Below are 24,540 nucleotides of genomic sequence, written 5' to 3' on the forward strand. Positions count from 1 at the left end.
TAACAACCATTGTAGAATCATGGGATGCATACCCGGAACATCTCCATGAGCGCAGCACATCGCCAGACGCGTTATCAGCGCGTCATGATGTTCTTCGTCCTGCTGTTCCTGGCGCTGCAACTGATCGGCGCCAACGCGCACGGCCACGCCTACACCGACCACGAGCCCGATTGCGCCGCCTGCGCCTTGCAGGACATGCCAGCCGGCGACATGCCGCCGCTAGCGCTTACGGTCGAACCGCTGCCGCTGCCCGGCAGCCTGCCGGTATTGGCGCCGGCCGGCGTGGTGCGCGTCGCGCAAACCGGCTACCTCAAGCCACCATCCCACGCGCCGCCCGGCGTTGCTGTTTCTTCCAACTGAATTCCGACCTTTGAACGTTGCACGACCCCGCGCGGGCCGCCGCATCGCCACGCCTGAACATTTTGAGGATTGAACATGCAACTCCGTACCCTGCCGCTGCTGCTGGCCACCATTTTCTCCACCCACCATGCCTGTGCCGACGACGACGCCGTCGTGCCGCAGGTGGAAGTCACCGCCGCCCACCTGAAAAGCGCGCGCATCGATTTGTCGCCGAACGTCGGCACCACCATCTACAGCATCGACAGGCACATGGTCGACCAGCTGGGCCAGGGCGACAACACGCCGTTCAACGAAGTGCTGCTGCGCCTCCCCGGCGTGAGCCAGGACTCCAAAGGCTCCGGCTCGATCCACGTGCGTGACGATCACGCCAATGTGCAGTACCGCGTGAACGGCGTACAGCTGCCGGAATCGATCAGCGGCTTCGGCCAGTCGATCGACACGCGCTTCGTCGAGTCGACGGATTTCATCACCGGCGCGCTGCCAGCGCAGTTCGGCCTGCGCACTTCGGGCATTGTTGACATCCAGACCAAGGAAGGCCAGCCCCAATCGGGCGGTCGCGTGGGTGTGCTGGTCGGTAGCCACGACCATGTGCAGCCGAGCGCGGAATTCTTCGGCACGCAGGGCGCCTTCAACTACTACCTGTCCGGCAGCTACCTGACCAGTCACCTGGGCATCGAGAATCCGCTGCCGACGCGCAGCGCGCTGCACGACGAAACGCACCAGGCCAAGTCCTTCGGCGCCCTCTCCTACTTCCTCGACGATAACACCCGCCTGGGCCTGATGTTCGGCACCTACAACGGCCGCTTCCAGATTCCCAACAACCCGGATCAGCAGCCGGCGTTTGCCGTCACCGGCGCCACCGCGCCCGATTCGGCGCAACTGGACGAGCGCCAGCGCGAGGTGAACCGCTTCCTGGTGCTGTCGCTGCAAAAAGCGTGGGCGACCTGAATTACCAGCTGTCCGGCTTCCACCAGTATTCGGAACTGCACTACACGCCGGACGCCATCGGCGACCTGGCGTACAACGGCGTCGCCTCCGACACGCTGCGCTCCAACACCGCCAACGGCCTGCAATTTGACGCCAGCTACAAGCTCAATGCCGCGCACACGCTGCGCACCGGCCTGGCCTACACGCGCCAGAACACGCACAGCGACAACAGCGTCGGCGTATTCGACATGAACGACGACGGCACGCAGGCCAGCACCGACCCGCGCACCATCGTCGACAACAGCAGCAAGACCGGCAAGCTGTCCAGCGTTTATCTGCAGGACGAATGGCATATCGGCGCGCCGCTGACCATCAACTACGGCGTACGCTTCGACAAGGTGGACGCCTTCGTCAACGAGCAGCAATGGAGTCCGCGCATCAATGTCGCCTACCAGCTGGCCAAAGGCACGGCGCTGCATGCCGGCTACTCGCGCTACTTCACGCCGCCGCCGCAGGAGCTGGCGGCGCAATCGAGCATCGACAAATACGCCGGCACCTCGAACGCGCCGGAAGTGGCGGTATCGGACAACGTCAAGTCCGAGCGCACCAACTACTATGACGTGGGCATCAGCCACCAGTTCAGCGGCGCGCTGACGATGACGGCGGACGCCTACTACAAGAAGATCCGCAACATGCTGGACGAAGGCCAGTTCGGCCAGGCGCTGATCCTGTCGCCGTTCAACTACGACCGCGGTTACGCCAAAGGGCTGGAGCTGTCGGCGGTGTACAGCCAGAAGGACTGGGGCAGCTTCCTCAACGTCACCACGCAGAAGGCCGAGGGCACCAACATCACCTCCGGCCAGTCGTTGTTTGGCCCGGACGAACTGGCCTACATCGCCAACCACTACATTCACGTCGATCACGACCAGACGGTGACAATATCGGGCGGTGCGCACTATCACTGGGGCGACTCGCAGATCAGCGGCGATGTCCTCTACGGCAGCGGCCTGCGCCTGACGCCGGACACGGACGGCGCCGCGCCGAACTCCGGCCACCTGCCGCACTACACCACTGTCAACCTGGCGCTGACGCACACGTGGAAGGCCACCCCGGTCGGCGCCGTCGAAGGCCGCCTGGCCCTGATCAACGCCTTCGACAAGGTCTACCTGCTGCGCGACGGCTCCGGCGTGGGCGTCGGCGCCCCGCAATACGGCGAGCGCCGCTCGCTCTACGCAGGCATTTCAACCAGCTTCTAACGCCTGGACTCGTCCTGCGGAGATGCGGGTTGGCTTGGTGCGCCGTGGACGCGGAAATTTTTAATTAGGAGTCCTTGACAAATGCTTTTTGGGCGTATGATGCAAAGCATGGACACCAAATCTAAAAAGCCGTGGCAGGATACACCGGAGGTTTCGGCCCGTATCGTTAGCTCTATCGGGCGCATCGCCAGCGTGATGCGCTCCGGTATGTGGGAGTTTGCCACGGCCGAAAACCTGAATCCCACCCAGGCCGAGATGCTGCAACTGCTTCAAGGCCGCAAACAGGGTGTGCGCCTGTCCTGGCTCGCTTCGCAATTGTCGATCAGCGCCGCCAGTGCCAGCGATTCGGTATCGGCTTTGGTGTCCAAGGGTTTGCTGTACAAGGCGCGCGCAGAAGATGACGGCCGTGCCACCGCGCTTTTCCTCACAGCGGAAGGCGCGGTCATGGCGGCCCGTATCGGTAGCGCCCTGGGTTTTGCGGAACACGCCGCAGCCGCCCTGCCTGCGTCTCAACAGGCGGAGCTGCTGACCGGCTTGTTCAAGCTGATCGCGCAGTTGCAAAAAACGGATCGCTTCCCCGAGATGCGCGCCTGCTTGTCGTGCCGGTTCTTCCAGCCGAACGCGCATCCAGGCAAGCCTGCTCCGCACCACTGCACGCTGGTGGATGCGCCGCTGTCGGTGCCCCTGTTGCGCACGGATTGCCTTGAACACGAGCCGGCCGATCCGGCAGCCAAGGCGCGCAACTGGAAAGTGTTCGCGTAAGTTTTTTTGATTACAATAGTTAGGACTCCTACCTTAACCACTGAAAGGAAATATCATGTCCCGCATCGCTCTCGTTAACCCTGCCGATACCACCGGCGAACGTCAACAACTGCTGTCGCAGATCCATGGCGCCTTCGGCGTGACGCCGAATATGTTCAAGGCCGTCGCCAACTCCACCGCCGCACTGAAGTCGATGTGGGGTTCGTTCGGTGCGCTGGGCGGCGGCGTGATTGGCGCCAAGCTCGGCGAGCAGATCGCTGTCGCCATCGCCGACCGCAATGACTGCGAATACTGCCTGGCCGCGCACACCGCCCTCGGTCGCAAGGCCGGCGCCACCGCCGAGGAAATGGCCGCCGCCCAGGCAGGCCAGTCGGCCGATCCAAAACCGCCGCCGCCCTGCGCTTCGCCACCGCCGTGGTGAACAACCGCGCGCAGATCGGCGATGAGGAGGTAGTGGCGCTGCGCGACGCCGGCTTCAATGACGAGGAAATCGTCGAGATCCTGGCGCATGTGGCGCTGAACCTGTTCACCAACTACGTCAATGTGGCGTTCAAGGTCCCGGTCGACTTCCCATCGGTCAAACTGCGCGCAAAATAAGGAGCCGCCATGAACGCTATCGCCCCCGAACTCCAGGTTGCGTCGTGGCTGAACACCGCCAGGCCGCTGTCGCTGGAACAGTTGCGCGGCAAGGTCGTGGTGGTCTACGCCTTCCAGATGCTGTGCCCCGGCTGCGTTTCGCACGGCATCCCGCAGGCCAAGGCCATCCGCGCCGCTTTCGATCAGCAGGATGTGGCGGTGCTTGGGCTGCATTCGGTGTTCGAGCACCATGAGGTGATGAATCGCGCCGCGCTGGAAGCCTTTGTGCACGAGTACCGGATCGACTTCCCGGTGGCGATAGACCAGCCCTCGGCCCACGGGCCGATCCCGCTGACGATGGAGGCCTATCGGTTGAACGGCACGCCGACACTGCTGGTCATCGACCGCCAGGGCCGGCTGCGGCTGCACCACTTCGGCCGGGCCGATGACATGAAGGTCGGCGCCATCATCGGCCAGTTGGTGGCGGAACGGGCGCCACAGCAGGTTCAGTGTGACGATACCGCGTGCAGCATACGCTGATACCTTGATCGCCGGGGCTATCTGGGCGAATCTTGTTTGCCTTATACTTAAGCCATCATGGTGAGGAGAGGCATATGAAATTCCTGAAGGTCCTGGCGATCGTCATCGCCGCCGCGGCATTGAGCAGTTGCGCCATCTGGCGCAGCAGTGGCGGCATCAAGCAAACCGGAAGCATCGTCGATTATCTGTACCCGGACGCCACAACGCCGCCCGCGTTGACGCCAACGGTGGTCAAACTACGCCCGCCGGTCAAGGTCGGCATCGCCTTCGTGCCCGGCTCGGGCTACGGCGGCCTGTCGGAAGTGGCCAAAATGAAGCTGCTGGAACGCGTGCGCGATTCGTTCGCGAGGCACGAATATATCGGCAAAATCGAAATCATTCCGTCGCAATACCTGAAGGCCAAGGGTGGCTTCAACAATCTGGAACAGGTGGCGCGCATGTTCGACGTGGAAGTCGTCACCCTGCTCTCCTACGACCAGGTGCAGTTCAACGACAGCAACGTCCTGTCGGTGCTGTACTGGACCATCATCGGCGCCTACGTTGTACAAGGCGAGCAATACGACGTGCAGACCATGCTGGACGCCGCCGTGTTCGACGTGAAAAGCCGGCAGCTGTTGTTCCGCGCACCCGGCACCAGCCGCGTGAAAGGCAGCGCGAGCCTGTCGGGCGTCAGCGAAAAACGCGCCAGGCCGGCGGCGAGGGCTACGAACGCGCGGTCGCCCAGCTGGTACCTGCGCTACAGGCGGAGCTGGATGGCTTCCGTGACCGCATCAAAAATAACGCCGCTTACCAGGTTGAGAACAAGGCTGGCTACAAGGGCGGCGGCAGCATCGGCTGGATCAGTCTTGCGATGGTGATGCTGCTGGGTGGCGTTGCCTATGCCGTCGGCCGCCGCCAGTAGCCTGCTGGAGTTCGACCGCCAGGCGATACTGGCGGGAGAAATCTGGCGCCTGTGGACCGGGCACCTGGTTCACTACACGGCGCAGCAGGCGCTGATCGATTGCGCCAGCGCGCTGGTGGCGGGCGCGATTGTGCTGCCGGCGCTTGGCTGGCGGCGCCTGTGCCTGATATTGGCGCTGGCCGCGCCACAGATCAGTGCCGGCATGCTGCTGATCGCGCCGGACTGCGCTTACTACCGTGGCGCATCCGGCATCGCGGTCATGCTGGCCGTGCTGGCGGCACGCACGCTGTGGCCACGCGCGGATAAAATCTCACGCGGCGTGCTGCTCCTGCTGGGCGCCGCGCTGCTGGTGAAGATCGCCGCTGAAGCCTGCGGCCAGCCGGCGCCGTGGACCGACCTGCCGGCAGATGTTCGCGTGGCGTGGCAAGCGCACCTGCTGGGCGCCCTCGCCGGCCTCACAATGTCATATAATCCGTTCGATCTGAAAGATCGTGACGGAGGACGAGATGAACACGCAGCGCACCATGGTCGCCGCCAGCCTGGCGACAGCCTTTTTGCGCCGCCCGCATGGGCACAGGAAGACGTGCAATCCGTGCTAGTCACCGCGCAATCGCGCAAACAGCTGGCGCAGGACGTGCCGATGACCGTGCATGTCCTCACCAGCAAGGAAATCGATGCTGTCGGCGCCAGGGACCTGGCTGACCTGAACGGCTACATCCCCGGCCTGGCGGTGGACGCCATCGCCCCCACCCAGCCCGCGTTTGGCATACGGGGCGTGCAGACCGGCGATTTTGGCATCGCAACCGACTCGCCGGTCGGCGTGTATGTCGACGGCGTCTACACCGGCAAGACCGGCGGCGCGCTGATGAACTTCATCGACGTGCAGCGTATCGAAGTGGTCAAGGGGCCGCAAGGCACGCTGTTCGGCCGTAACAGCGCGGCCGGCGCCATCGCCATCACCACCAATGAACCGGGCAAGGAAGTGGATGCCGCCGCCCGCGTCAAGCTGGGGCGCTTCGGCCGCGCCAATGCGGACGTGATGATGAACGCCCCCGTTTCCGGAACCACCGCCGTGCGTATCGTCGCGGTCCGCAACGGCAGCGAGGGCTGGGCCGACAACACCGCCACCGGCAAGAAGTCCGGCGGCGATAAGGACTGGGCCACCCGCGTGTCGCTGCGCCAGGACCTGAACGCCGCCAAGCTGGTTTTCGCGTGGGAGCACGAGCGCATGGAGCAGTATGGCCGGCCTTCTTTCGGCGTGGTCAAGGACCCTTCGCTGCCGCTGGGCGCATATCGCGGCGTGTACGATGCGGCCTACGTCGCCAACTTCGTCAATCCACTGGATGCGCCGCTGTCCAATGACCAGCAAGGCAGCGAGGGGCGCGAATTCAACGGCGCCACCGTGCGCCTGGAAGCGCCGCTGGGCGGCATGACCTTCAGCGCCATCAGCGGCTGGCGGCGCTTCGACACCCATAACCTGACCGATAACGACGGCACCGCGCGCCCGGAACTGCACCTGACCACGCAGGACGCCAAGCGCGCGCGCAGCTTCCAGCAGGAGTTCAAGCTGTCGGGCCAGAGCGATAAGCTGGACTGGATTGCGGGCCTGAGCTTTTACCACAACAACGAGCGGCAGATCGCCGGCGCTTACCTCAACACCGCCACGCTGGACACGCTGAGCCGCTTCAGCGGCGGCCAGCCGAATTTCGCCATGCTGTTCGGCGGCCTGGCCGCAGCGGGACTACCGGGCGTGGGCGCCGGCACCTTGTTCTCGTGGGATGAAAATCACTACAGCAATGTACGCACCCAGTCGGCCGCCATTTACGGCGACACTATCTGGCGCCTGACGCCGCAAACCAGCGCCACGCTCGGCCTGCGCTACACCCGCGACAAGAAGCGCATGACGTGGCACGTGCCGGGCCGTGTTTCGCCGCAGCTGGACGTTTTCCTCGATCGCTTTGGCGCACTGGCCGGCCTGAGCCCCGCAAGCTTCCCGTCCAACGTCATTTTTGCCTCGGCGGCCCAACTGGCGGCAGCGCCGGTAACGCGCGAGAAGGCCTGGAGCGACTGGAGTCCGCGTGTGGTGCTGGACCATAGGCTGAACAAGGACACCATGCTGTTCACGTCCCTGTCACGCGGCTATCAGGCAGGCGGCTTCAATGTGTTCACGCCGCCGAATCCCGCCGCGTCGACGCAAACCGGCCAGGACCCGAGCTTTGAGCCGGAGAAGATGACCAACTTCGAGGCCGGCGTCAAACTGGCGCTGCCCGCTTACGGCGCCACCGTCAACGCCGCGCTGTTTGCCTACAGGTTCAAGAATCTTCAGGACGTGCAGCTATACAGTGTTGGCACGATACCGACCTATAACGTCATCACCAGCGACCAGAAGGCGCATGGCCTGGACGTGGATGGGCGGCTTCGCATTTCGCCCCGCGTGGCGCTGTTCGGCGGATTCGAGTACATCAACCAGACTTATACCCGCTACCAGCGGCTCGACGCCAATGGCCGCGTGGCGCTGGACCTGGGTGGGCAGCCCGTGGGCACGCCACGCCTGACCGCCATGGCGGGTGTCAACCTTAATTGGGAAATGGCTGCCGGCCGCGCCAGCGTGAATTTCCAGGGCACGCATGCGACGGCGCAGCGCTGCAACAGCGATACGGCGGCGCTGGAGTGCCTGCGTACCGCCACGCTGAAAACCGGCACCGCCACCAGCAAGTTCGATCTGCGCGTGGGCTGGGATAGCCCGGACTCGCGCTACGGCGCCGCGCTGATCGTCAACAATGTGTTCGACCAGCGTTATGTACTATCCTTGGCGGGCCAGACCAGGCAGTACGGCGCGCCGTATTCCAACATAACGCCGCCGCGCGCAATCGGCGTTGAATTCAGGGCTAGCATGTAGATGGCATCAAAAATCGGACTGGCTGCTGCGGCAGTGTTGTTGATTGCGGCGGGCGGCACGATGACATTGGCCGTGAAGCCGCCGGAGTTGCTGAAGGTCGGCGCCAACTACGGCGCCAAGATCGTTTGTTCGAATGTGTTCCTCGCCGGCCGCGACGCGCAGGCGGTGCTGGCGGACGATGTGCAGGCGCCCGGACATCCGGTGCTGAAGCATCTGAAGGTGAGCATCGACAAGGAACGCAAGACGGTGCGGGCGCAGTTCTTCGGCTTCGTCGGCGATGGCATGGCGGTGTACCGGCCGGGCACGGGTTGCGCGGCCGTGCCGGATGGCGATGTGGCGCTGGCGTCGCAATACCGGTTCCATCCTGTTCCGATCTGGGCGCCCTCGCCCAATGTGTCCTGGCCCACCGGTTCGCTGGCGCAGACCAATGCGGCGGTGCAGGCCTTGCTGGATCAGGATGCGCTAGCCGGTCCGGGCATGCGTGGCATGGCGGTGATTCATCGCGGGCGGCTGGTCGCGCAGCGCTATGGCGCCGGCTTTAACGCGGCTTCGCCGCTGCTGGGATGGTCGATCACCAAGTCCGTGTCGGCGGCGTTGGTGGGCATGCAGGTGGCCGACGGCAAGCTGTCCTTGCAGCAGAGTGGTTTCTGGCCACAGGGCGATGAGCGCGCGCAGATTACGGTGGCGCAGCTGATGTCCATGACCAGCGGCTTGCGCTACAACGAGAGCTATGGCGATGTGTCTGATGTGACGCGCATGCTGTATCTGGAGCCGGATATGGCGTCGTTCGCGTCGGCGCAGCCTTTGGAGGCGGCGCCGGGCAGCAAGTGGAATTATTCGAGCGGCACGACATTGCTGTTGTCGCGCATCTGGCAGCGCGCAGCGAAAGGTGATGCCGCCACGCCGGCCACCACGGCCGATGTGCTGGCGCTGCCGCATGATCGTCTGTTTGCCCCATTGGGCATGAGCAGCGCGGTGATGGAGGCGGATGCACGTGGCAATCTGGTCGGGTCCAGCTATATGTATGCGAACACGCAGGATTGGGCGCGCTTTGGCCAGTTTCTTTTGCAGGATGGCGTGTGGCAGGGAAAGCGCATGCTGCCCGAAGGCTTTGTCGAGGGCATGCAGAAGGTGGCCACTGCGTCCGGCGGTCAGTATGGTCAGGGACAGGTGTGGCGTTGGGGGCCGTCCGGTGATACGCCCGAAGGGCAGAGTCCCGACGTGCGCTTCCAGCTCCCGGCGGATACGTACTGGATGCAGGGACATGATGGGCACAGTATCGCGATTGTGCCGTCGCGACAGCTGGTGGTGGTGCGGCTCGGATTGACGCCGCATCGCCTGCTGTATCAGCCGCAGGCACTGCTGGCGGCTGTGGTGAAAGCGCTGCCGCAATGAACGGCGTGCCTTACCGCCTGCTGCGCCATCAGCTACCAATGCTGCTCATCGGCGCGCGGGTGGTTTGGCACACGCTGCGTAACTCAGTGTCGCCACCATCGCGCGCAGCGAACAGCGGCGCGACGGATCGGGACGCTTTGGTTGCGGACGATTGCGGCGGGACAGGTGCGGTGAAGCGAGACGCGCCGGCAGCGAACGACCGTGTGCAGGCTGCCGCGTGGCGCGGCGCCCGCGTGACGCGGGTGATCGCGGCGCCGCCGGCGGAGCTGGTGGATGCTTATCGCGCCTGGGCGGGAGCGCCACCGGCGGCGGACGAACTGCCGCCGCATATGGTGTCGCAATGGAGCCTGCCGCTGGTCGGAGAGCTGCTGCTGCGGATGCCTTACAGGCTGACAAGCGTAATTAACCAGGGCGTCAGCCTGCGTGCGCACGGCCCGCTGCCGCGAAACGTGCCGTTGCACGTCAGCGCGGCGGTCGAGCAGATCGAGGAAACCCCAGGCCGCACCAAGGTCGTGGTGGCCGTCGTCACCGGCACCGCTGCGCAACCGGCGCTTGTGGAAGCCAGGCTGCATATGAGCTTCCTGCTCCCCGGCCCGCGCGCCGCCAAAACCGTGCAGGCAAGGCCGCAAGAGCCGCACTGGAATACCATCGGCACATGGCAAGCCGATGCCCGCGACGGACTGCGCTTCGCGCTGCTGACCGGCGATTTCAATCCGATCCACTGGTGCGGTCCGCTGGCGCGACGCTCGCTATTCCGTGGCCTCGTGCTGCACGGCTTCGGCAGCTTCGTGCGCAGCCACGAACTGCTCAAACAACAAGGCATCGCATTCAGCGAAATCGATGTGCGCTTCGTCAAGCCGGTGCCGCTACCCTGCTCCACGCTTGCGGTACAGATCGCGGCGGCCGACCACGAAGGCCGGCGTCCGATCCGCCTGGCAGGCGCCGGAGACGCCGTCCATTTAGCGGGAAACTTGCGCTAGCGGCGTTGCGCCTGCCGGCCAGCCGGTGTATCGTCACGCCACACCAACCACAGGGAAGCGCGATGACGATACTGATACTGGGCCTGATACTATTTCTCGGACTGCACTCGATCCGCATCTTCGCCGAAGACTGGCGCAACGCCGCCCGCGCGCGTATTGGCCTGCTGGCCTGGCGCGCCATGTACTCGGTGGTGTCGATTACCGGCTTCCTGCTGATCGTCTGGGGCTACAGCCTGTGTCGCGAAGCGCCGGTCGTCATCTGGACGCCGCCTCCGGCCACGCGCCATATCGCCGCGCTGCTGGCGGTCATCGCCTTCATCTTCATCGCCGCCGCCTACGTTCCGCGCAACGGCATCAAGGCCAGGCTGCATCACCCGATGACGCTGGGCGTCAAGACCTGGGCGCTCGCGCACCTGATCGCCAACGGCACGCTGCACGACATCCTGCTGTTCGGCGGCTTCCTGGCCTGGGCGATATTGCTGTACCGCGCCTCGCGCAAGCGCGATGCAGCGCAGGGCACTGCCTACGCTGCCGGCAGCGTCACCGGCACGGCGGCAACCATCGCGGCCGGCATTGCCAGCGCTGGCGTATTCGCCATGTGGCTACACGCGCCACTGATCGGCGTGCGCCCGTTCTAGGGTGCGGCGTACACCACGCGTATCATCGGCACTTCCCCGGATGGCCGCGCTGACCATCCATGGCAGCGCATAAGGGCCAATGCCAGCGTAGCGGCGGCGAACAACGTGACAATCATGGCTCGGCCACGCGCACGGCATTGCGGCCGGCCTGTTTGGCGGCATACAGCATCTTGTCGGCGCGCGCCAGCCACTCTGCCGGCGGGTCGGCCTTGTCCATCAGCGCGACACCGATGGAAATGGTGATTGGATGGTCTTCCAGCAGCGTGGCCGAGGCCACCGCCGCCCGCAAGCCCTCGGCCAGGTGCGCGGCCGCGGCCAGGCCTGCGCCGCAGGCGATGATGGCGAATTCCTCGCCGCCGTAGCGAAAGATGCGGTCCGATGACCGCGTATGCGCCCGCATCAACTCGGCCAGCCGCTTGAGCACCTTGTCGCCCGCCGCATGGCCATACCGGTCGTTGATCTGCTTGAAGTGATCGAGGTCCAGCAACAGCAGGCTCGATGCCAGCTGCGGCCTGCGCTCCTGTGCATACTCCGCCAGCTTGCGATCCATCGCGCGGCGGTTGCCCACCTCGGTCAGGAAGTCCAGCTCCACCGCCGTGTGCAGGCGCTGCGTCTGCAGGCCGGTGCGGTAGGCGAACACGTAGGCGAACAGATTGACCAGCGCCACCGTAACCACAATGGTCGACAGGTTATCCAGCGCCACCTGCCACCACAGCATCATCAGCAGCAGCACCAGCGCCACGCTGTTGATCGCCAGCGCCGCCACGGGCCGCACGACGAAATAGGCGGCGATCATGGTCGGATAAACCCAGTACACCAGCGCCATGCCGCGCAGGTAGACCACCGCCAGCATGCCGACCGAGTAAAAGATGGTGACCGCCAGCCCCGCCACCTGATAGCGGCCGGTGCGCCAGACGTGCACGATCACCGCCGACATGGCGGCGATCAGCGACGCATCGACCAGCGCGGTGGCCCAGCTGCCCTGCCACATGCGGTAGATGCCGAAAGGCAGGATGCTCAATATCGTCAGGCCGCACAGCAGCATCAGGATGATTTCTTCCTGACGCCGCTGGCGACCGCCTGACAGCCAGCGCCAGCGACCGGCGTCCGGCTTGCTGCTTCTATCCATCGCCGCGCTCAGTGAACCGCTTGCGGCGCAGGCTCGGAGGGCGGTGCGCCGGCAGGCCTGGCTTCCGTCTTGTGCTCACCGGCCAGCCACAGATACATCGCCGGCACCACGAACAGCGTAAACAAGGTGCCGATCGACAGGCCGGTGAAAATCACCAGGCCCATGGCGTGACGGCCGGCCGCGCCGGCGCCCGATGCGATCACCAGCGGCACCACGCCGAACACCATGGCGGCGGTGGTCATCAGGATCGGGCGTAGGCGGGTGGCCGCCGCTTCCTCGATCGCCTCGCGCTTGGACTTGCCGGCCTCGCGCAAATGATTCGCCACCTCCACGATCAGGATGCCGTGCTTGGAGATAAGGCCCATCAGCGTCACCAGCCCCACTTGGGTATAGATATTGACCGAGGCGAAGCCGAGGAAGATGAAAGTCATCGCCCCGAACAGCGCCATCGGCACCGAGAACAGGATCACGACCGGATCGCGGAAGCTCTCGAACTGCGCCGCCAGCGCCAGGAACACGATGACCACCGCGAACAGCATGGTTACCAGGAAGCCGCCCGATTCCGCCGCGTACTGGCGCGATTCGCCCGAGAAGTCGGCCGTGTAGCCCGACGGCGCCACTTCCTTCAGCGTGTCGCGCAGGTACTGCTGGATCTCGCCCTGCGAGGCGCCGGTCACGCCGGAAATGGTGGCGGAGTTCAGCTGCTGGAAGCGGGTGATCGATTCCGGCTGCACGGTGTACTTGATGCTGGCGACGGTGCTGGCCGGGATCATCTCGCCGGTCGGCGTCTTGATATGGAAGTCCAGCACATCGTTCGGGTTCAGGCGGTCCACCTGCTGCACCTGCGGAATCACCTTGTACGAACGGCCGGCGATCGAGAAGTAGTTGACGTAGCCGCCGCCCAGCGCCGCACCCATGGCGTTGCCGAAGTCCTGCTGCGTCAGGCCCAGCGTGGCCAGCTTGTCGCGGTCCACTTCGACCTTGGCCTGCGGCGTATCGATCTTCAGGTCGACGTCGACGAAATAGAACTTGTTGTCGGCCTGCGCCTTGGCCAGCACCGCCTGCGCCACCGTATTCAGGTTCTCGAACGGCTCGGTGGTGGTAATCACGAACTGCACCGGCAGGCCGGAGCTGCCCGGCAGCGCCGGGAACTGGAACGCCGCCACGCGGCCGCCGGCGATCTGGTTCCACTTGGCCTGCAACTCGGTCTGGATTTCGTGCGCCGAACGCGAACGCTTGTCCCACGACTTGAACAGCACCCCCCGATGCCGGCATTGGTGGTCGGCACGCCGGTGATCTGGAACATCTGCTCATATTCCGGCATCGATTTGGCGACGTCGAAAATCTGCTTGGCGTAAGCCTGCATCTGGTCCGAGGTGGCGGTAGGCGCACCCACCACCTGCGACAGCACGATGCCCTGATCCTCTTCCGGCGCCAGCTCCGACTGCGACATCTTGAACTGGACGATCAGCAGCGCGAACACGATGAAGCCGAACACGATCAGCACCACCCAGGTATCGAGCAGGCTGTGTAACAGGCGCAGATAGCCGTTGTGCACCTTCTCGAACACGCGGTCGATGGCCTTGACGAACTTGCCCTCGTCCTGCGTATGGTCGAAGAAGTGCCCGCACATCATCGGCGACAAGGTCAGCGCGACGATGCCGGACACCGCCACCGCCCCCGCCAGCGTAAAGGCAAACTCGGTGAACAGCGCGCCGGTCAGGCCGCCCTGGAAGCCGATCGGCACGTACACGGCGATCAGCACCACCGTCATCGCCAGAATCGGGCTGCCCAACTCGCGCGCCGCGACGATGGCGGCGTCGAACGGCTTCATGCCCGCCTTCATGTGGCGGTCGACGTTCTCTACCACGATGATCGCGTCGTCCACCACCAGGCCGATGGCCAGCACGATGGCCAGCAGCGTCAGCAGGTTGATCGAATAGCCGAGGATCAGCATCACGAAGAAGGTGCCGATCAGCGACAGCGGCATCGCCACCACCGGCACGATGACCGCGCGGAAGCTGCCCAGGAACAGGTAGATCACCACCGTCACGATCAGCAGTGCCTCCACCAGCGTCTTCACCACTTCCTCGATCGAGGTGTTGATGAACTCCGTCGAGTCGTAGACGATTTCGCCGGTCAGGCCGGTCGGCAGCTGCGATTTGATGCCGGGGAAGGCTTCGCGCACGCGCTTGGCCACGTCCAGGATGTTGGCGTCGGGCGCCACCTTGATACCGATGAACACCGAGCGCACGCCGCTGAAGGCGACGTTGAAGTCATAGTTCTCCGATCCCAGCGTGACGTTGGCGATGTCCTCCAGGCGGACGATGGCGCCGCCCTCCTGCTTGACGGCCAGCTGCTTGAACTCCTCCACCGTATGCAGGTCGGTGCCGGCGGTCAGCGGCACGGTCACGGCCTGGCCCTTGGTCGAGCCCAGGCCGGCCAGGTAGTTGTTGGACGCCAGCGCGGCGCTGACCTCCGCCGCCGTGACGCCGTGCGCCGCCATCTTGCCGGCGTCCAGCCACGCGCGCAGCGCGAACTGGCGCGCGCCCAGCAGCTCGGCGGTCTGCACGCCCTGGATCGAATCGAGCTTCGGCTTGACCACGCGCGCCAGGAAGTCGGTGACGTTATTGGTCGGCAGCGTGTCGCTGTAGAAGCCCATGTACATGGCGTCGGTGGTCTGGCCGGTCTGCACCGACAGCACCGGTTCCTGCGACTGCGCCGGCAGCTGGTTCTTCACCGAGTTGACCTGGGTGGTGATCTCGGTCAGCGCGCGGTTGGAATCGTAGTTCAGGCGCAGCGTGGCGGTAATGGTCGACACGCCGCTGTTCGACGACGACGACAGGTAGTCGATGCCCTGCGCCTGTGCGATGGCCGATTCCAGCGGCTGCGTGATGAAGCCCGCCACCGTGGCCGCATCGGCGCCATAGTAGGTGGTGGAGACGGTGACCACCGCGTTCTGCGTCTTCGGATACTGGTTGACCGGAAGGCTGAACAGCGAGCGCAGGCCCAGCACCACGATCAGTAAACTGATCACGCTGGCCAGCACCGGCTTTTTAATGAAGATATCGGTAAAGTTCATGGCGCTTTATCCTCACTTTTCCTGCGGCGTAGGATTCGGGCTGTTGGCCGGTTGCACCTTGTTGTCGATGGTGGCCGGGGTGCCGTTCTTCAGTTTCAGCTGGCCGCTGGTGACCACGGTCTGGCCTTCCTTGACGCCGGAGAGAATCGCCACCTGGTCGCCGCGGGTCGGGCCGGTGGTGACGAACACCTGCTGCGCCACCAGGTAAGGCTGGCCCTTGTCATCCTTGAGCGCATCCTTGGCCGCCTCGCCGGCCGGCGGCGCCAGCACGAACACGGTGGAGCCGTAGGGGTTGTAAGTGATGGCGGTCTGCGGCAGCGTCAGGTATTTTTTCAGCTCGCCCTGATCCAGGCTGACGTTGGCGAACATGCCGGGCAGCAGCTGGCGCTTCGCGTTCGGCACGGTGGCCTGCACCTGCACGTTGCGCGTGGCCGCATCCACCTTGGGACTGATGGAAGTGACCTTGGCGGCGAAGCCGACGCCCGGCCAGGCGTCGCTGGTCAGGTTCAGTTTCTGGCCGATCGACAGCTGCGACAGCTGCTTTTGCGGCACGAAGAAATCGACGTACACCGTGTCGATGGTTTGCAGCGTCACCAGCTTGTCGCCCGGGTTCAGATACTGGCCCGGATTGATGGCGGTGATCCCCAGCTTGCCGGCGAACGGCGCGCGGATGGTTTTCTTGTCGACCGCCGCCTTCTGCTGCGCGACCAGCGCCTGCTTGCTCTTCAGGTCCGCCTCGTCGCTGTCGACCTGCGCCTGCGAAATGGCCTGCGCCGCCAGTTGCAGCTTGTCGCGTTTGAGCGTGGTCGCGGCCAGGTCGGCGGCCGCCTGCAGCGAGCGCAGTTGCGCCACGTCGGTATCGGCGTTCAGCTCGAACAGCACCTGGCCCGCCTTCACTTCGTCGCCGGACTTGAAGCGCACCTCGCGCACCAGGCCGGCGATCTCGGTGGTGACGTCGACACCGCGCACCGGCGCCAGCGTCCCGACCGAACTCAATTGCGGCTGCCACTCGGCCGACTGCACCTTGACCGCCGTGACCACCTGCGCCGCCGGCTTGGGCGCGCTGGCGATCAGCTTCCTGATCTGCAAAAACTTGCCGAACGCGAGGACGGCGATCAGTAAAATAACGCACCCCACCATGATGAGCATACGCTTGGTCATCAGTCGCTTGGCCATGAATCGTTCTCCTGCTTTTTAAGTTATTTGTTAGTGCCGCTGGCGCCGTAAGGTGCGGCGGCGGATACCGGCGTGGCGGCCGGAACGCCGTTGGCGCGGTTCCACCAGCCGCCGCCGAGCGCCTGGAACAGCGCCGCCGTGTCGGCATAGCGCGCCGCCTGCGCCTGCACCAGGTTGATATGCGTCTGCTGATAGCTGCGCTGCGCGTCGAGCAGCACCAGGTAGCTGATGCCGCCGAGCTTGTACTGCTCCTGCGCCAGGTCCAGCGTTTCCTTGGCCAGCGTCTCGGCTTCCGCCTGCGACTTCAGCGCGGCGGCGTCGGCATCGAGCGCGCGCAGCGTGTCGGCGACGTTCTGGAACGCCGTCAGCACGGTGGCACGGTATTGCGCAGCCGCCGCGTCGTAGGCCGCTTCCGCCGCGCGCCGCTGGGCGCTCAGCGCGCCGCCGTTGAAGATCGGCTGCGCGATGCCGGCCGCTAGGCTCCAGGCGGTGGTTTCGGCGTCGAACAGTTTGCCGAAGCTCGACGCCGACGAGCCATAGCTGCCGCTCAGCGTGAACTGCGGATACTGGGCCGCCGTGGCCACGCCGATATTGGCGCTGGCCTGGTGCAGCGCTTCCTCGCTGGCGCGGATGTCGGGCCGCTGGCGCACCAGCGCCGACGGCAGCGACACCGGCAACTGCTCCGGCAACGTCAGCGACTCCAGTGTGAACTGCGGCATGCCGCCCTCGCCCGGCAGCTTGCCGGCCAGGACCGACAGCTGGTGCTGCGCCGCCGCCAGCGCTTTTTCCAGCGGCGCGATGGTGGCGTTGATCTGCGCCACCTGGTTGCGCTGGCTGAGCACCGTGGTGCGCGGAATGGCGCCGTACTCGAACTGCTTCTCGATCACGTTCTGCTGCCGGGTCAGCGCATCGAGCACTTCGCGCGTGGCCTGCAACTGCGCGCGCAGCGAGGCCTCCTGGATCGCTGTGGTGACCACGTTGGCGCTCAGCGTCAGGTAAGTCGCCTCGACCTGATAGCGCTGGTAATCGATGGCCGCCTGCGCGCCCTCCAGCGTGCGCCGGGTGCCGCCAAACACGTCCGGCGTGTAGGCGACGTTGACCGAGGCGTTGTAGACGTTGTACACGCCGGCCGCCGCGCCGGCGGTGGTGACACTGGTCTTCTGCCGGCCCGCGCCCAGTTGCGCGCTCACCGCCGGGTAGACCAGGTTGCCCGCTTGCGCGTTGTAGCTCTCCTGGGCCTGGCGCAGCACCGCTTCGGCCGCCGCCATATTCGGGTTCTGGGCCAGCGCGTTGCGGATCAGCTGGTCCAGCGCCGGCGAACGGAACAGCGTCCACCACTGCGCCGGAATCTCCTGGCCGAAGGCGAACTGCTGCGCGGCGCCGCCAGCGACCGGCGCCGAGGCGGTCTGCCGCGGCAGCGGCGTCGGGGTGTAGCTGTCGCCGGCGGCGGCCGGCGGCTCCGGTGTCTTGAAGTCCGGGCCGAGCGCGCAACCGCCCAGGCCGGCGGCAAGCAGCACCGCCGCGCCGGCACGCAGGGCCAGCGAATTGAATTGCATGAAGATCCGTTTTGTCACTGCAGTCTCCTGCGCCTGTTATGAATATAGATTGCATAACATATTCGCATTTTTTCCTGATCAGGTGTGACTTTATTGCCGTGCGGCGATAAAAAACGGGCTTTGCCATCGCTGGCAAAGCCCGTTTCGGGATCGGGGAGTAAATATCAGGCCGGCACCACTGGCGCGGCCGCGCCGTAGCCGCGATTGACCTCGTTGACCGAGAAGATATTCGGGCCGTTGGTCTGCGCATCGGCGATTTTCTCGCCCGGCATGCTGCGGTAGGTCAGCGGCGCTTCGTAGCGTACGCGTTCCTCTTCGCTGATCTTGCCGTCGTGGTTGACGTCGGCCGCCATCTCGGCCGCCGGCGGCGGCACGCCCAGGACGCCGTCTTCGCCCACGCCCGGCAGCGGCACTGGCTGCAACAGCACTTCCTGCGCGCTGTCCGAAGTCGTGCCTTCGGCGCCGCTGAAGCGGGCCTGGAAGATCTGCGTTTCCGGACGCTGCACCAGTTTCTTCAGGCCTTCGTCGAATTCCTGCAGCGCGCCTTTCAGCGTATCGTCTTCCGACACCGCCTTGACCAGCGCGTTGGCCTGGTCGCCGGTGTTGCTGGTGTTGCTCGTATCAGCCTGCAGGGGGCTGGTGGCATTGAAACCGGGCAGCGAAAAATACGCGGCGACCGATGCGCTCAGGTCCGCGTTGGTGCTGTTTTCCGTGCCCGTTTTGACAGGGGTAAGCGCCTTGTCCGCCACCATGGCTGCGGAAAGCGTGGCGCCACCAATATTATTTACCGTAATCATTTTCGACTCCTGCAAGAGATTCCTCACCACGCCATTCTATCAGCGTTTTGGCAAGAGTTTCCATTACATGCCGGCATCTACTGTAAAAAAGCACGCTTTCCGCTAAAAAAAGTTTCCATACAACACTTGTTTCATGGAAAAGACTAACGAAATGAAAGTTTTGATAGTTTCAGCCTGTTTTGTGTGTGGAAACAACAACATTGCCCCAGTCATCTTCTCGTCACATGATTCGGGTAGCATGCCGCACGCCCGTGGTACGCTGCGCGGCAATGCATCCCCAACAACCTGACGACGACCTTTATGACCATAAACATGTCCTTGCGCGCCATCGTACTCGCCGCAGCCAGCCTCGCGCTTTCCAGCGGCCACGCCGCCACCGCCACCCCGGCCCCCGCCCTGCCCAAGCTGGTCGTGGTGCTGGTGGTGGACGGCCTGCCGAACGAACAGGTGCAGCGCTACCGCGACCAGTTCGGCCAGGGCGGCCTGCGCCGCATGCTGGATCAGGGCGCGTCCTTCAGCAACGCCCACCAGGCGCATGGCGTGACTGTCACCGCCATCGGCCACAGCGCGGTGCTGACCGGCGCCTATCCATATGTGCACGGCATCATCGGCAATAACTGGATCGACCCGGTCACCAGGAAATCGGTGTACTGCACCGAAGACCGCAACTACACCTACATCGGCGAGGAAACCAAGCCGAACGACGGCACCTCGCCGGCCAGGCTGAAAGTGAACACGCTGGGCGATGAACTGCGCTACGCCACCGGCAGCAAGAGCAAGGTCATCGCGGTGTCCGGCAAGGATCGCGGCGCGATTTTGCTGGCCGGAAAAACCGGCACCGCCTATATGTATATGGACAAAACAGGCAACTTCGCCAGCAGCACCTATTACATGAAGCAGCACCCGGAATGGGCCACCAAGTACCTGGCCAGCAAGCCGCAGGACCGCTACTACGGCAAGACCTGGTCGGCGCTGCTGCCGGCGGCCGCCTACGACGGCGACGCGCCGGAAGAATTGAACGCGCCGAAAGCCGGCGGCCATAACCGCCTGCCGTACAGCTACTACAGCGAGAGCGGCGAGATCGACGCCGGCTACTACGCCAGCCTGCGCGTCGGCCCTTACCTCGATCAGCTGACGCTGGACTTCGCGCGCGCCGCGGTCGAAGGCGAAAACCTCGGCCGCAATCCGGCCGGCGTGCCGGACCTGCTGGGCGTCAGCCTGTCGGCGCACGACTACGTCAACCACGCCTTCGGCCCGGAGAGCAAGCTGTCGCACGACCACCTGCAACGCCTGGACCGCATGCTGGCCGAGTTCTTCACCTATCTGGACAAGCGCGTCGGCATGGACAACGTGCTGGTGGTGCTGACCGCCGACCACGGCTTCCCGAACACGCCGGAATTCGCGCGCACCCAGCACTTCGACGCGCAGCGCCTCGACGGCGACAAGCTGATGGCGGCGCTGGACAAGCACCTGCAGGAAAAATTCGGCGTCGCCAAGCTGGTGCAGGCCTGGTCGCTGCCCAACATCCATCTCGATTACGCGCTGGCCGAGCAGAACCAGCTGAAACACGCCGACGTGGAAAACGCCGCGGCCCAGTACCTGCTGGCGCAGGAAGGCATTGTCGACACCTTTACCCGCACCCAGTTCGAAAGCGGCGCGGTGCAGGGCACGCACATCAACACGCTGATGCGCCGCGCGTGGAACCGCGAATCGTCGGGCGACCTGATGGTCATCACCAAGCCATACTGGTACTTCGGCAGCGGCGCCAGCGGCACCTCGCACGGTTCGCCGTACGCCTACGACACCAATGTGCCGCTGATGGTGATGGGCAAGCGCTGGATCAAGCCGGGCGCCTACGGCCAGTACGCCGAAGTGGTCGACATCGCGCCGACGCTGGCGCACCTGCTGCGCCTGCGCCCACCAGCCGGCTCGGAAGGCCGCGTGCTGGTGGAAACGCTGCGCTGAGCGCCGCTTACGACAGGCTGCTCAGGTATCGGTTCAGGTGATCGAAGTTGAGCGGCTTGGAGAAATGCTGGGTGAAGCCGGCCGCGACGGCCTTCTTGGCCGAATCACGGTCGGCCGAGCCGGTCAGCGCGATGATCGGCACCGACTGCGCGCCCGGCATGCGGCGAATCGCGCGCACGGCGCCAAAGCCGTCCATCCACGGCATGCCCAGGTCCATGATGATGGCCTTCGGCATCGCATCCTTGACCCAGTCGCAGGCTTCGTAGCCATTGTGGGCAGCCGCGGTTTCGTAGCCGTGGCATTGCAGCATCGCCGACAGCGACTCCACCACGTCCACGTTGTCATCCACTACCAGTACCTGTTTTGCGCTTGCCATGATCAGCCTCACCTTGATTTGAAATTGTGAGGCCATCGTACTGCCGAGCTAACGCAACGTATGTTCGACAGCGCACCTGGCCGCGCACGGCGCTCTCAATTTGAGCGACGTCGATTTTTCGCATCGTCATCATCGCCTCGAAGGCGCGCCTGGCCACGTCGCCGCCCTGCGCCATGGCCTCGGTCAGCACGCGTGGCGTGATCTGCCACGACAGGCCCCATTTATCCTTGCACCAGCCGCACTCGCTTTCGGCGCCGCCGTTGCCGACGATGGCGTTCCAGTAGCGGTCGGTTTCGGCCTGGTCGTCGGTGGCGATCTGGAACGAGAAGGCTTCGCTGTGGCGGAAGTCGGGTCCGCCGTTGAGGCCCAGGCACGGCAAGCCGCACACCGTGAATTCGACGGTGAGCACGTCGCCGGCCTTGCCGGACGGGTAATCGGCGGGTGCGCGGTGCACCGCTGTGACCGCGCTATCAGGAAACGTCCGCGCGTAGAAGTTTGCCGCTTCTTCCGCATGCTTGTCATACCACAGGCAGATGGTATTCTTTTTCATGATCCCTCCTCTGTTTCCAGTCCGGCGATTCTACTGCGGAATCAGAACATCACACGCACGCCTGCGGTCAGGTTACGGCCGGTCAGCGGGGCGGCGTTCTTGATGAACGAGGTGTGGTTGTAGGCCAGCTTGTCGGTCACATTGTTCAGGCGCGCGTAGAACTGGGCCGGCATGCCGCCGATGCGCGTCGAATAGTGCGTGCCCAGGTTCAGCATGTTGTAGCCTGCGGTCGCAGTCTCGTAATCGGCCACCTTGTCCTGCTTGCCGACACGGTAGAACTCGACCATGCCGTGCCACTGGTTCCACTCGCCGTCCAGCTTCGCGCCCAGGCGCCGGGCCGGGATGCGCGGCAGATTGCGGCTGCCGTCGCCCTCATCGAAACGCGCACGCACGTAGTCGCCGAACACCGTCGCGCTCAGCGCCGACGACAGCTTGTGCTTCACCTCTCCTTCCAGGCCGGTAAAGGTGGCGTCGCGCTGCGCATACTCCACCAGCTGGAAGCCTTCATGGTTGTCCAGCGTGTGGGCGTAGATGTAGTTGTCGACGCGGTTATGGTAGGCGCTCAGCGAGAAGGTGGTGTCGCCAGCGAACTTGCGCAGGGTCAGGTCGACATTGTTGGAGGTTTCCTTGTCGAGATTCTGGTTGCCGACTTCATAGGTGTTGGTTGCCAGGTGGGCGCCATCGGCATACAGCTCCTCGGCGGTCGGCAAACGATGGCTGCGGGCCAGCGACGCGCGCAGCGAATACGCCGGCGCCAGCTTCCAGACCGCGCCAACCGACACCGACGTGCCGCGCGCATCGGTGTCGCGCAGGCCCGGCGCATCGACCGTGATGTCCTGCCACTCATGGCGCAGGCCCGCTTCGAAACGCCAGTCCTGCAGCCTGTATTCCTCGGTCAGGAAGGCGGCGTGCTTTTGGTCAGCGTCGGCGGCACATAGGCTTCCTCGCCGGTCGCGCTGAAATCGCGGCGGGTGGTTTGCAGGCCGAACACGCCACGCCAGCCGGCCAGCGGCGCGTTGCACGAACTCCAGGCGGCCATCGTGGCCCTTGTTGCGGAACGAGGTGGCGACGACGCCGTCTTCCAGCTCATCGTGAACGTAGTCGGTGAACGAGGCGCGCACGCGCACACGCTCGATGCCGGCGACCGGATTGCGGTATTCGCCGCGCACGTCCCAGCGGTCGCTGGTCAGTTTCACGACCGGGACTTCCTCATGCTCGTGATCGTGGTCATGATCGTGGTCGTGGCCCTCTTCCTCCTCTTCCTCGTGGCCGCCGCAATGCAGATGGTCGCCGTGCGGATGGCAGTCGTGGGCGGCGTGGCTGTGGCCTGGAATGCCGTATTCGGTGCGCTCGCGGGTGAACGCCGCGCCGATATAGCCATTCTGGCCGATCCACGACAGGCCCACCGTGCCGGTGTCGCTATCCTTGTAGCTGCCCTGCACCTTGCGACCCTCGCTCCAGTCCTTGCCGACGCGGTAATCGTCCGAATTGCGCTTCACGCCTTCCAGGTGCAGCGCGATATTGCCGGCGCCCGTGGTGAACTCGAACGCGCCGGTGCGTTCTTTGGCCGCCGAGTTGGCGCGCAATTCGGCGCCGCCTTCCAGGCCGTTGGCCGGCATCGCGGACGGGATCTTGCGGTCCAGGATATTCACCACGCCGCCGACCGCGCCGCCGCCATACGCCAGCGCCGACGGACCGCGCAGCACCTCGATGCGCTCGGCCAGCACCGGCTCGAACGCCACCGCGTGGTCCGGGCTGATGGTGGAGGCATCCTGGATTTCCGCGCCATCGGACAGGATCTTGACGCGCGGGCCATCCATGCCGCGAATCACCGGCCGGCTCGCACCCGCGCCGAAGTGGCTGGAGGTGATGCCGGGCAGGCTGCCCAGCGTCTCGCCCAGCGTCGATTCGCGCAGGCGCACCAGTTCACCGCCGCCGATCGACGTCACCGGCGTAATCATGTCGTCCCCCACCACACCGAGCGCGCTGGCCGACACCACTACGCTCGGCACACTGTCCGGATCGGCCGCAGTGCGGCTGGTGGTTTGGGCATGCACAGTGGCTGGTGCGCCGAATGCCAGGAGTAATGCGATCGTCAGCGGCGAGCGCTTCAGGGTGAAGTCGGTCATGGGATTTCCTCTAGGTGGTAAATTGGCCTGCGTTGATAATGGGAATCTATTATCATTTATTGAATGGCACTAATGATAGTGCATTCTCACTATCGATTCAAGCCTTGGCTGGTCCGTCACCGGCCTTTCAGGTATTCTTCGTCTATGCAACGAAATACACGTCAGAAATCCGCCATTCTCAACGCCATCGAACAAGCGCGCCGGCCGCTGACTCCCCAGGAGATTCTGGCGGAAGCCAGCCGCGAAGTCAGCCAGCTCGGCATGGCCACGGTGTACCGCAACCTGAAATCGCTGCTGGAAGACGGCGCGCTGAAACTGGTTACACTGCCCGGCGAGAACGCGCGTTATGAGTCGACCAGCGTGGCCGAACACCATCACCACCACTTCCAGTGCACCGCATGCCAACGCGTGTTCGACGTGCACGCCTGCCCGTCCAACATGGAGAACCTGGCGCCGAAAGGCTTCAGCGTCGAGCGCCACGAGCTGACGCTGTACGGCCGCTGCGCCGATTGCCAGCCCAAATAAAAAATCCGGCGCGAGGCCGGA

Annotated in this window: 18 protein-coding genes and 3 pseudogenes; 13 read left to right on the forward strand and 8 right to left on the reverse strand. The window is 64.6% G+C overall.

What is annotated here, in order from left to right; translation table 11 throughout:
- The first annotated feature begins 45 nt into the window (after nt 1–45).
- The 11 genes and pseudogenes from ACRQ5J_RS18695 (at nt 46) to ACRQ5J_RS18745 (ending at nt 11,234) form a co-directional block, all read left to right on the forward strand.
- Nucleotides 46–360 (forward strand): hypothetical protein, encoded by a 315-nt coding sequence (locus ACRQ5J_RS18695; protein WP_432378802.1) that lies wholly within the window; start codon nt 46–48, stop codon nt 358–360.
- Between the two features lie 75 nt (nt 361–435).
- Nucleotides 436–1,308, forward strand: coding sequence for a TonB-dependent receptor plug domain-containing protein (locus ACRQ5J_RS18700; protein WP_432378804.1), 873 nt, complete (start codon nt 436–438; stop codon nt 1,306–1,308).
- Nucleotides 1,296–2,543: a TonB-dependent receptor domain-containing protein gene (locus tag ACRQ5J_RS18705; protein WP_432378806.1), complete on the forward strand. Its 1,248-nt coding sequence runs from the start codon at nt 1,296–1,298 to the stop codon at nt 2,541–2,543. The genes ACRQ5J_RS18700 and ACRQ5J_RS18705 overlap by 13 nt, the downstream gene beginning before the upstream one ends.
- Nucleotides 2,544–2,651: 108 nt before the next feature.
- Entirely contained in the window at nt 2,652–3,305 is a 654-nt protein-coding gene (locus ACRQ5J_RS18710) for a MarR family transcriptional regulator (protein WP_432378807.1), read from the forward strand.
- A gap of 55 nt (nt 3,306–3,360) precedes the next feature.
- Nucleotides 3,361–3,902 (forward strand): annotated as a pseudogene (locus tag ACRQ5J_RS18715) (carboxymuconolactone decarboxylase family protein).
- A gap of 9 nt (nt 3,903–3,911) precedes the next feature.
- A complete protein-coding gene (locus ACRQ5J_RS18720) occupies nt 3,912–4,421 on the forward strand; it encodes a redoxin domain-containing protein (RefSeq protein WP_432378809.1) in 510 nt (169 codons plus the stop codon).
- A 74-nt stretch (nt 4,422–4,495) separates the two neighbouring features.
- The gene (gene rhlP, locus ACRQ5J_RS18725; protein ID WP_432378810.1) at nt 4,496–5,278 is read left to right on the forward strand and encodes a rhombotarget lipoprotein; all 783 of its coding nucleotides are present in this window, start codon (nt 4,496–4,498) and stop codon (nt 5,276–5,278) included.
- A gap of 21 nt (nt 5,279–5,299) precedes the next feature.
- Entirely contained in the window at nt 5,300–8,221 is a 2,922-nt protein-coding gene (gene rrtA, locus ACRQ5J_RS18730) for a rhombosortase (protein WP_432378812.1), read from the forward strand.
- Between the two features lie 60 nt (nt 8,222–8,281).
- Nucleotides 8,282–9,616, forward strand: a complete 1,335-nt coding sequence (locus tag ACRQ5J_RS18735) for a serine hydrolase domain-containing protein (RefSeq protein ID WP_432378814.1) — start codon at nt 8,282–8,284, stop codon at nt 9,614–9,616.
- The gene (locus ACRQ5J_RS18740; RefSeq protein WP_432378816.1) at nt 9,613–10,596 is read left to right on the forward strand and encodes a MaoC/PaaZ C-terminal domain-containing protein; all 984 of its coding nucleotides are present in this window, start codon (nt 9,613–9,615) and stop codon (nt 10,594–10,596) included. The genes ACRQ5J_RS18735 and ACRQ5J_RS18740 overlap by 4 nt, the downstream gene beginning before the upstream one ends.
- A 62-nt stretch (nt 10,597–10,658) precedes the next feature.
- Nucleotides 10,659–11,234 carry an NnrU family protein gene (locus ACRQ5J_RS18745; protein ID WP_432378817.1) on the forward strand — a complete coding sequence of 192 codons (576 nt, stop codon included), beginning with the start codon at nt 10,659–10,661 and terminating at the stop codon, nt 11,232–11,234.
- A gap of 112 nt (nt 11,235–11,346) precedes the next feature.
- Here ACRQ5J_RS18745 and ACRQ5J_RS18750 read toward each other — a convergent pair whose 3' ends face one another.
- The 5 genes and pseudogenes from ACRQ5J_RS18750 to ACRQ5J_RS18770 form a co-directional block, all read right to left on the reverse strand.
- Complete coding sequence (locus tag ACRQ5J_RS18750) at nt 11,347–12,363, reverse strand: diguanylate cyclase (protein ID WP_432378819.1); 1,017 nt, start codon at nt 12,361–12,363, stop codon at nt 11,347–11,349.
- Nucleotides 12,364–12,371: 8 nt separating this feature from the next.
- Nucleotides 12,372–15,445: pseudogene (locus ACRQ5J_RS18755) on the reverse strand (efflux RND transporter permease subunit).
- Between the two features lie 12 nt (nt 15,446–15,457).
- Nucleotides 15,458–16,606: an efflux RND transporter periplasmic adaptor subunit gene (locus ACRQ5J_RS18760; RefSeq protein ID WP_432383685.1), complete on the reverse strand. Its 1,149-nt coding sequence runs from the start codon at nt 16,604–16,606 to the stop codon at nt 15,458–15,460.
- Nucleotides 16,607–16,644: 38 nt separating this feature from the next.
- The gene (locus ACRQ5J_RS18765) at nt 16,645–18,195 is read right to left on the reverse strand and encodes an efflux transporter outer membrane subunit (protein ID WP_432378820.1); all 1,551 of its coding nucleotides are present in this window, start codon (nt 18,193–18,195) and stop codon (nt 16,645–16,647) included.
- 146 nt (nt 18,196–18,341) lie between these two features.
- Nucleotides 18,342–18,974 (reverse strand): EF-hand domain-containing protein, encoded by a 633-nt coding sequence (locus ACRQ5J_RS18770; protein WP_432378821.1) that lies wholly within the window; start codon nt 18,972–18,974, stop codon nt 18,342–18,344.
- A 312-nt stretch (nt 18,975–19,286) separates the two neighbouring features.
- Between ACRQ5J_RS18770 and ACRQ5J_RS18775 the strand changes: the two genes are divergently transcribed.
- On the forward strand, nt 19,287–20,939 hold the full coding sequence (locus ACRQ5J_RS18775) for an alkaline phosphatase family protein (RefSeq protein ID WP_432383686.1): 1,653 nt from the start codon (nt 19,287–19,289) through the stop codon (nt 20,937–20,939).
- A 7-nt stretch (nt 20,940–20,946) separates the two neighbouring features.
- Here the strand turns inward: ACRQ5J_RS18775 and ACRQ5J_RS18780 are convergent, their stop codons facing one another.
- From ACRQ5J_RS18780 to ACRQ5J_RS18790, 3 genes and pseudogenes are all read right to left on the reverse strand, one after another.
- Nucleotides 20,947–21,315, reverse strand: a complete 369-nt coding sequence (locus ACRQ5J_RS18780; RefSeq protein WP_432378823.1) for a response regulator — start codon at nt 21,313–21,315, stop codon at nt 20,947–20,949.
- Between the two features lie 79 nt (nt 21,316–21,394).
- Nucleotides 21,395–21,868, reverse strand: a pseudogene (locus ACRQ5J_RS18785) (VOC family protein); the annotation flags it as partial.
- Between the two features lie 38 nt (nt 21,869–21,906).
- Nucleotides 21,907–23,994, reverse strand: a complete 2,088-nt coding sequence (locus ACRQ5J_RS18790; protein WP_432378825.1) for a TonB-dependent receptor domain-containing protein — start codon at nt 23,992–23,994, stop codon at nt 21,907–21,909.
- A gap of 144 nt (nt 23,995–24,138) precedes the next feature.
- On the opposite strand from ACRQ5J_RS18790, the gene ACRQ5J_RS18795 reads away from it, so the two are divergent.
- Nucleotides 24,139–24,519, forward strand: a complete 381-nt coding sequence (locus ACRQ5J_RS18795; RefSeq protein WP_432378827.1) for a Fur family transcriptional regulator — start codon at nt 24,139–24,141, stop codon at nt 24,517–24,519.
- The last annotated feature ends 21 nt before the right edge of the window (nt 24,520–24,540 follow it).

The sequence above is a fragment of the Duganella sp. P38 genome, assembly GCF_050859475.1.
Taxonomy (GTDB): domain Bacteria; phylum Pseudomonadota; class Gammaproteobacteria; order Burkholderiales; family Burkholderiaceae_D; genus Rugamonas.

What these genes read in the sequence shown, in the direction of transcription:
- ACRQ5J_RS18695 (WP_432378802.1), top strand. Translation starts at nt 46, where the DNA reads ATGAGCGCAGCACATCGCCAGACGCGTTATCAGCGCGTCATGATGTTC.
- ACRQ5J_RS18700 (WP_432378804.1), top strand. Translation starts at nt 436, where the DNA reads ATGCAACTCCGTACCCTGCCGCTGCTGCTGGCCACCATTTTCTCCACC.
- ACRQ5J_RS18710 (WP_432378807.1), top strand. Translation starts at nt 2,652, where the DNA reads ATGGACACCAAATCTAAAAAGCCGTGGCAGGATACACCGGAGGTTTCG.
- ACRQ5J_RS18720 (WP_432378809.1), top strand. Translation starts at nt 3,912, where the DNA reads ATGAACGCTATCGCCCCCGAACTCCAGGTTGCGTCGTGGCTGAACACC.
- rhlP (WP_432378810.1), top strand. Translation starts at nt 4,496, where the DNA reads ATGAAATTCCTGAAGGTCCTGGCGATCGTCATCGCCGCCGCGGCATTG.
- rrtA (WP_432378812.1), top strand. Translation starts at nt 5,300, where the DNA reads ATGCCGTCGGCCGCCGCCAGTAGCCTGCTGGAGTTCGACCGCCAGGCG.
- ACRQ5J_RS18735 (WP_432378814.1), top strand. Translation starts at nt 8,282, where the DNA reads ATGACATTGGCCGTGAAGCCGCCGGAGTTGCTGAAGGTCGGCGCCAAC.
- ACRQ5J_RS18740 (WP_432378816.1), top strand. Translation starts at nt 9,613, where the DNA reads ATGAACGGCGTGCCTTACCGCCTGCTGCGCCATCAGCTACCAATGCTG.
- ACRQ5J_RS18745 (WP_432378817.1), top strand. Translation starts at nt 10,659, where the DNA reads ATGACGATACTGATACTGGGCCTGATACTATTTCTCGGACTGCACTCG.
- ACRQ5J_RS18750 (WP_432378819.1), bottom strand. Translation starts at nt 12,363, where the DNA reads ATGGATAGAAGCAGCAAGCCGGACGCCGGTCGCTGGCGCTGGCTGTCA.
- ACRQ5J_RS18760 (WP_432383685.1), bottom strand. Translation starts at nt 16,606, where the DNA reads ATGACCAAGCGTATGCTCATCATGGTGGGGTGCGTTATTTTACTGATC.
- ACRQ5J_RS18770 (WP_432378821.1), bottom strand. Translation starts at nt 18,974, where the DNA reads ATGATTACGGTAAATAATATTGGTGGCGCCACGCTTTCCGCAGCCATG.
- ACRQ5J_RS18775 (WP_432383686.1), top strand. Translation starts at nt 19,287, where the DNA reads ATGTCCTTGCGCGCCATCGTACTCGCCGCAGCCAGCCTCGCGCTTTCC.
- ACRQ5J_RS18780 (WP_432378823.1), bottom strand. Translation starts at nt 21,315, where the DNA reads ATGGCAAGCGCAAAACAGGTACTGGTAGTGGATGACAACGTGGACGTG.
- ACRQ5J_RS18790 (WP_432378825.1), bottom strand. Translation starts at nt 23,994, where the DNA reads ATGACCGACTTCACCCTGAAGCGCTCGCCGCTGACGATCGCATTACTC.
- ACRQ5J_RS18795 (WP_432378827.1), top strand. Translation starts at nt 24,139, where the DNA reads ATGCAACGAAATACACGTCAGAAATCCGCCATTCTCAACGCCATCGAA.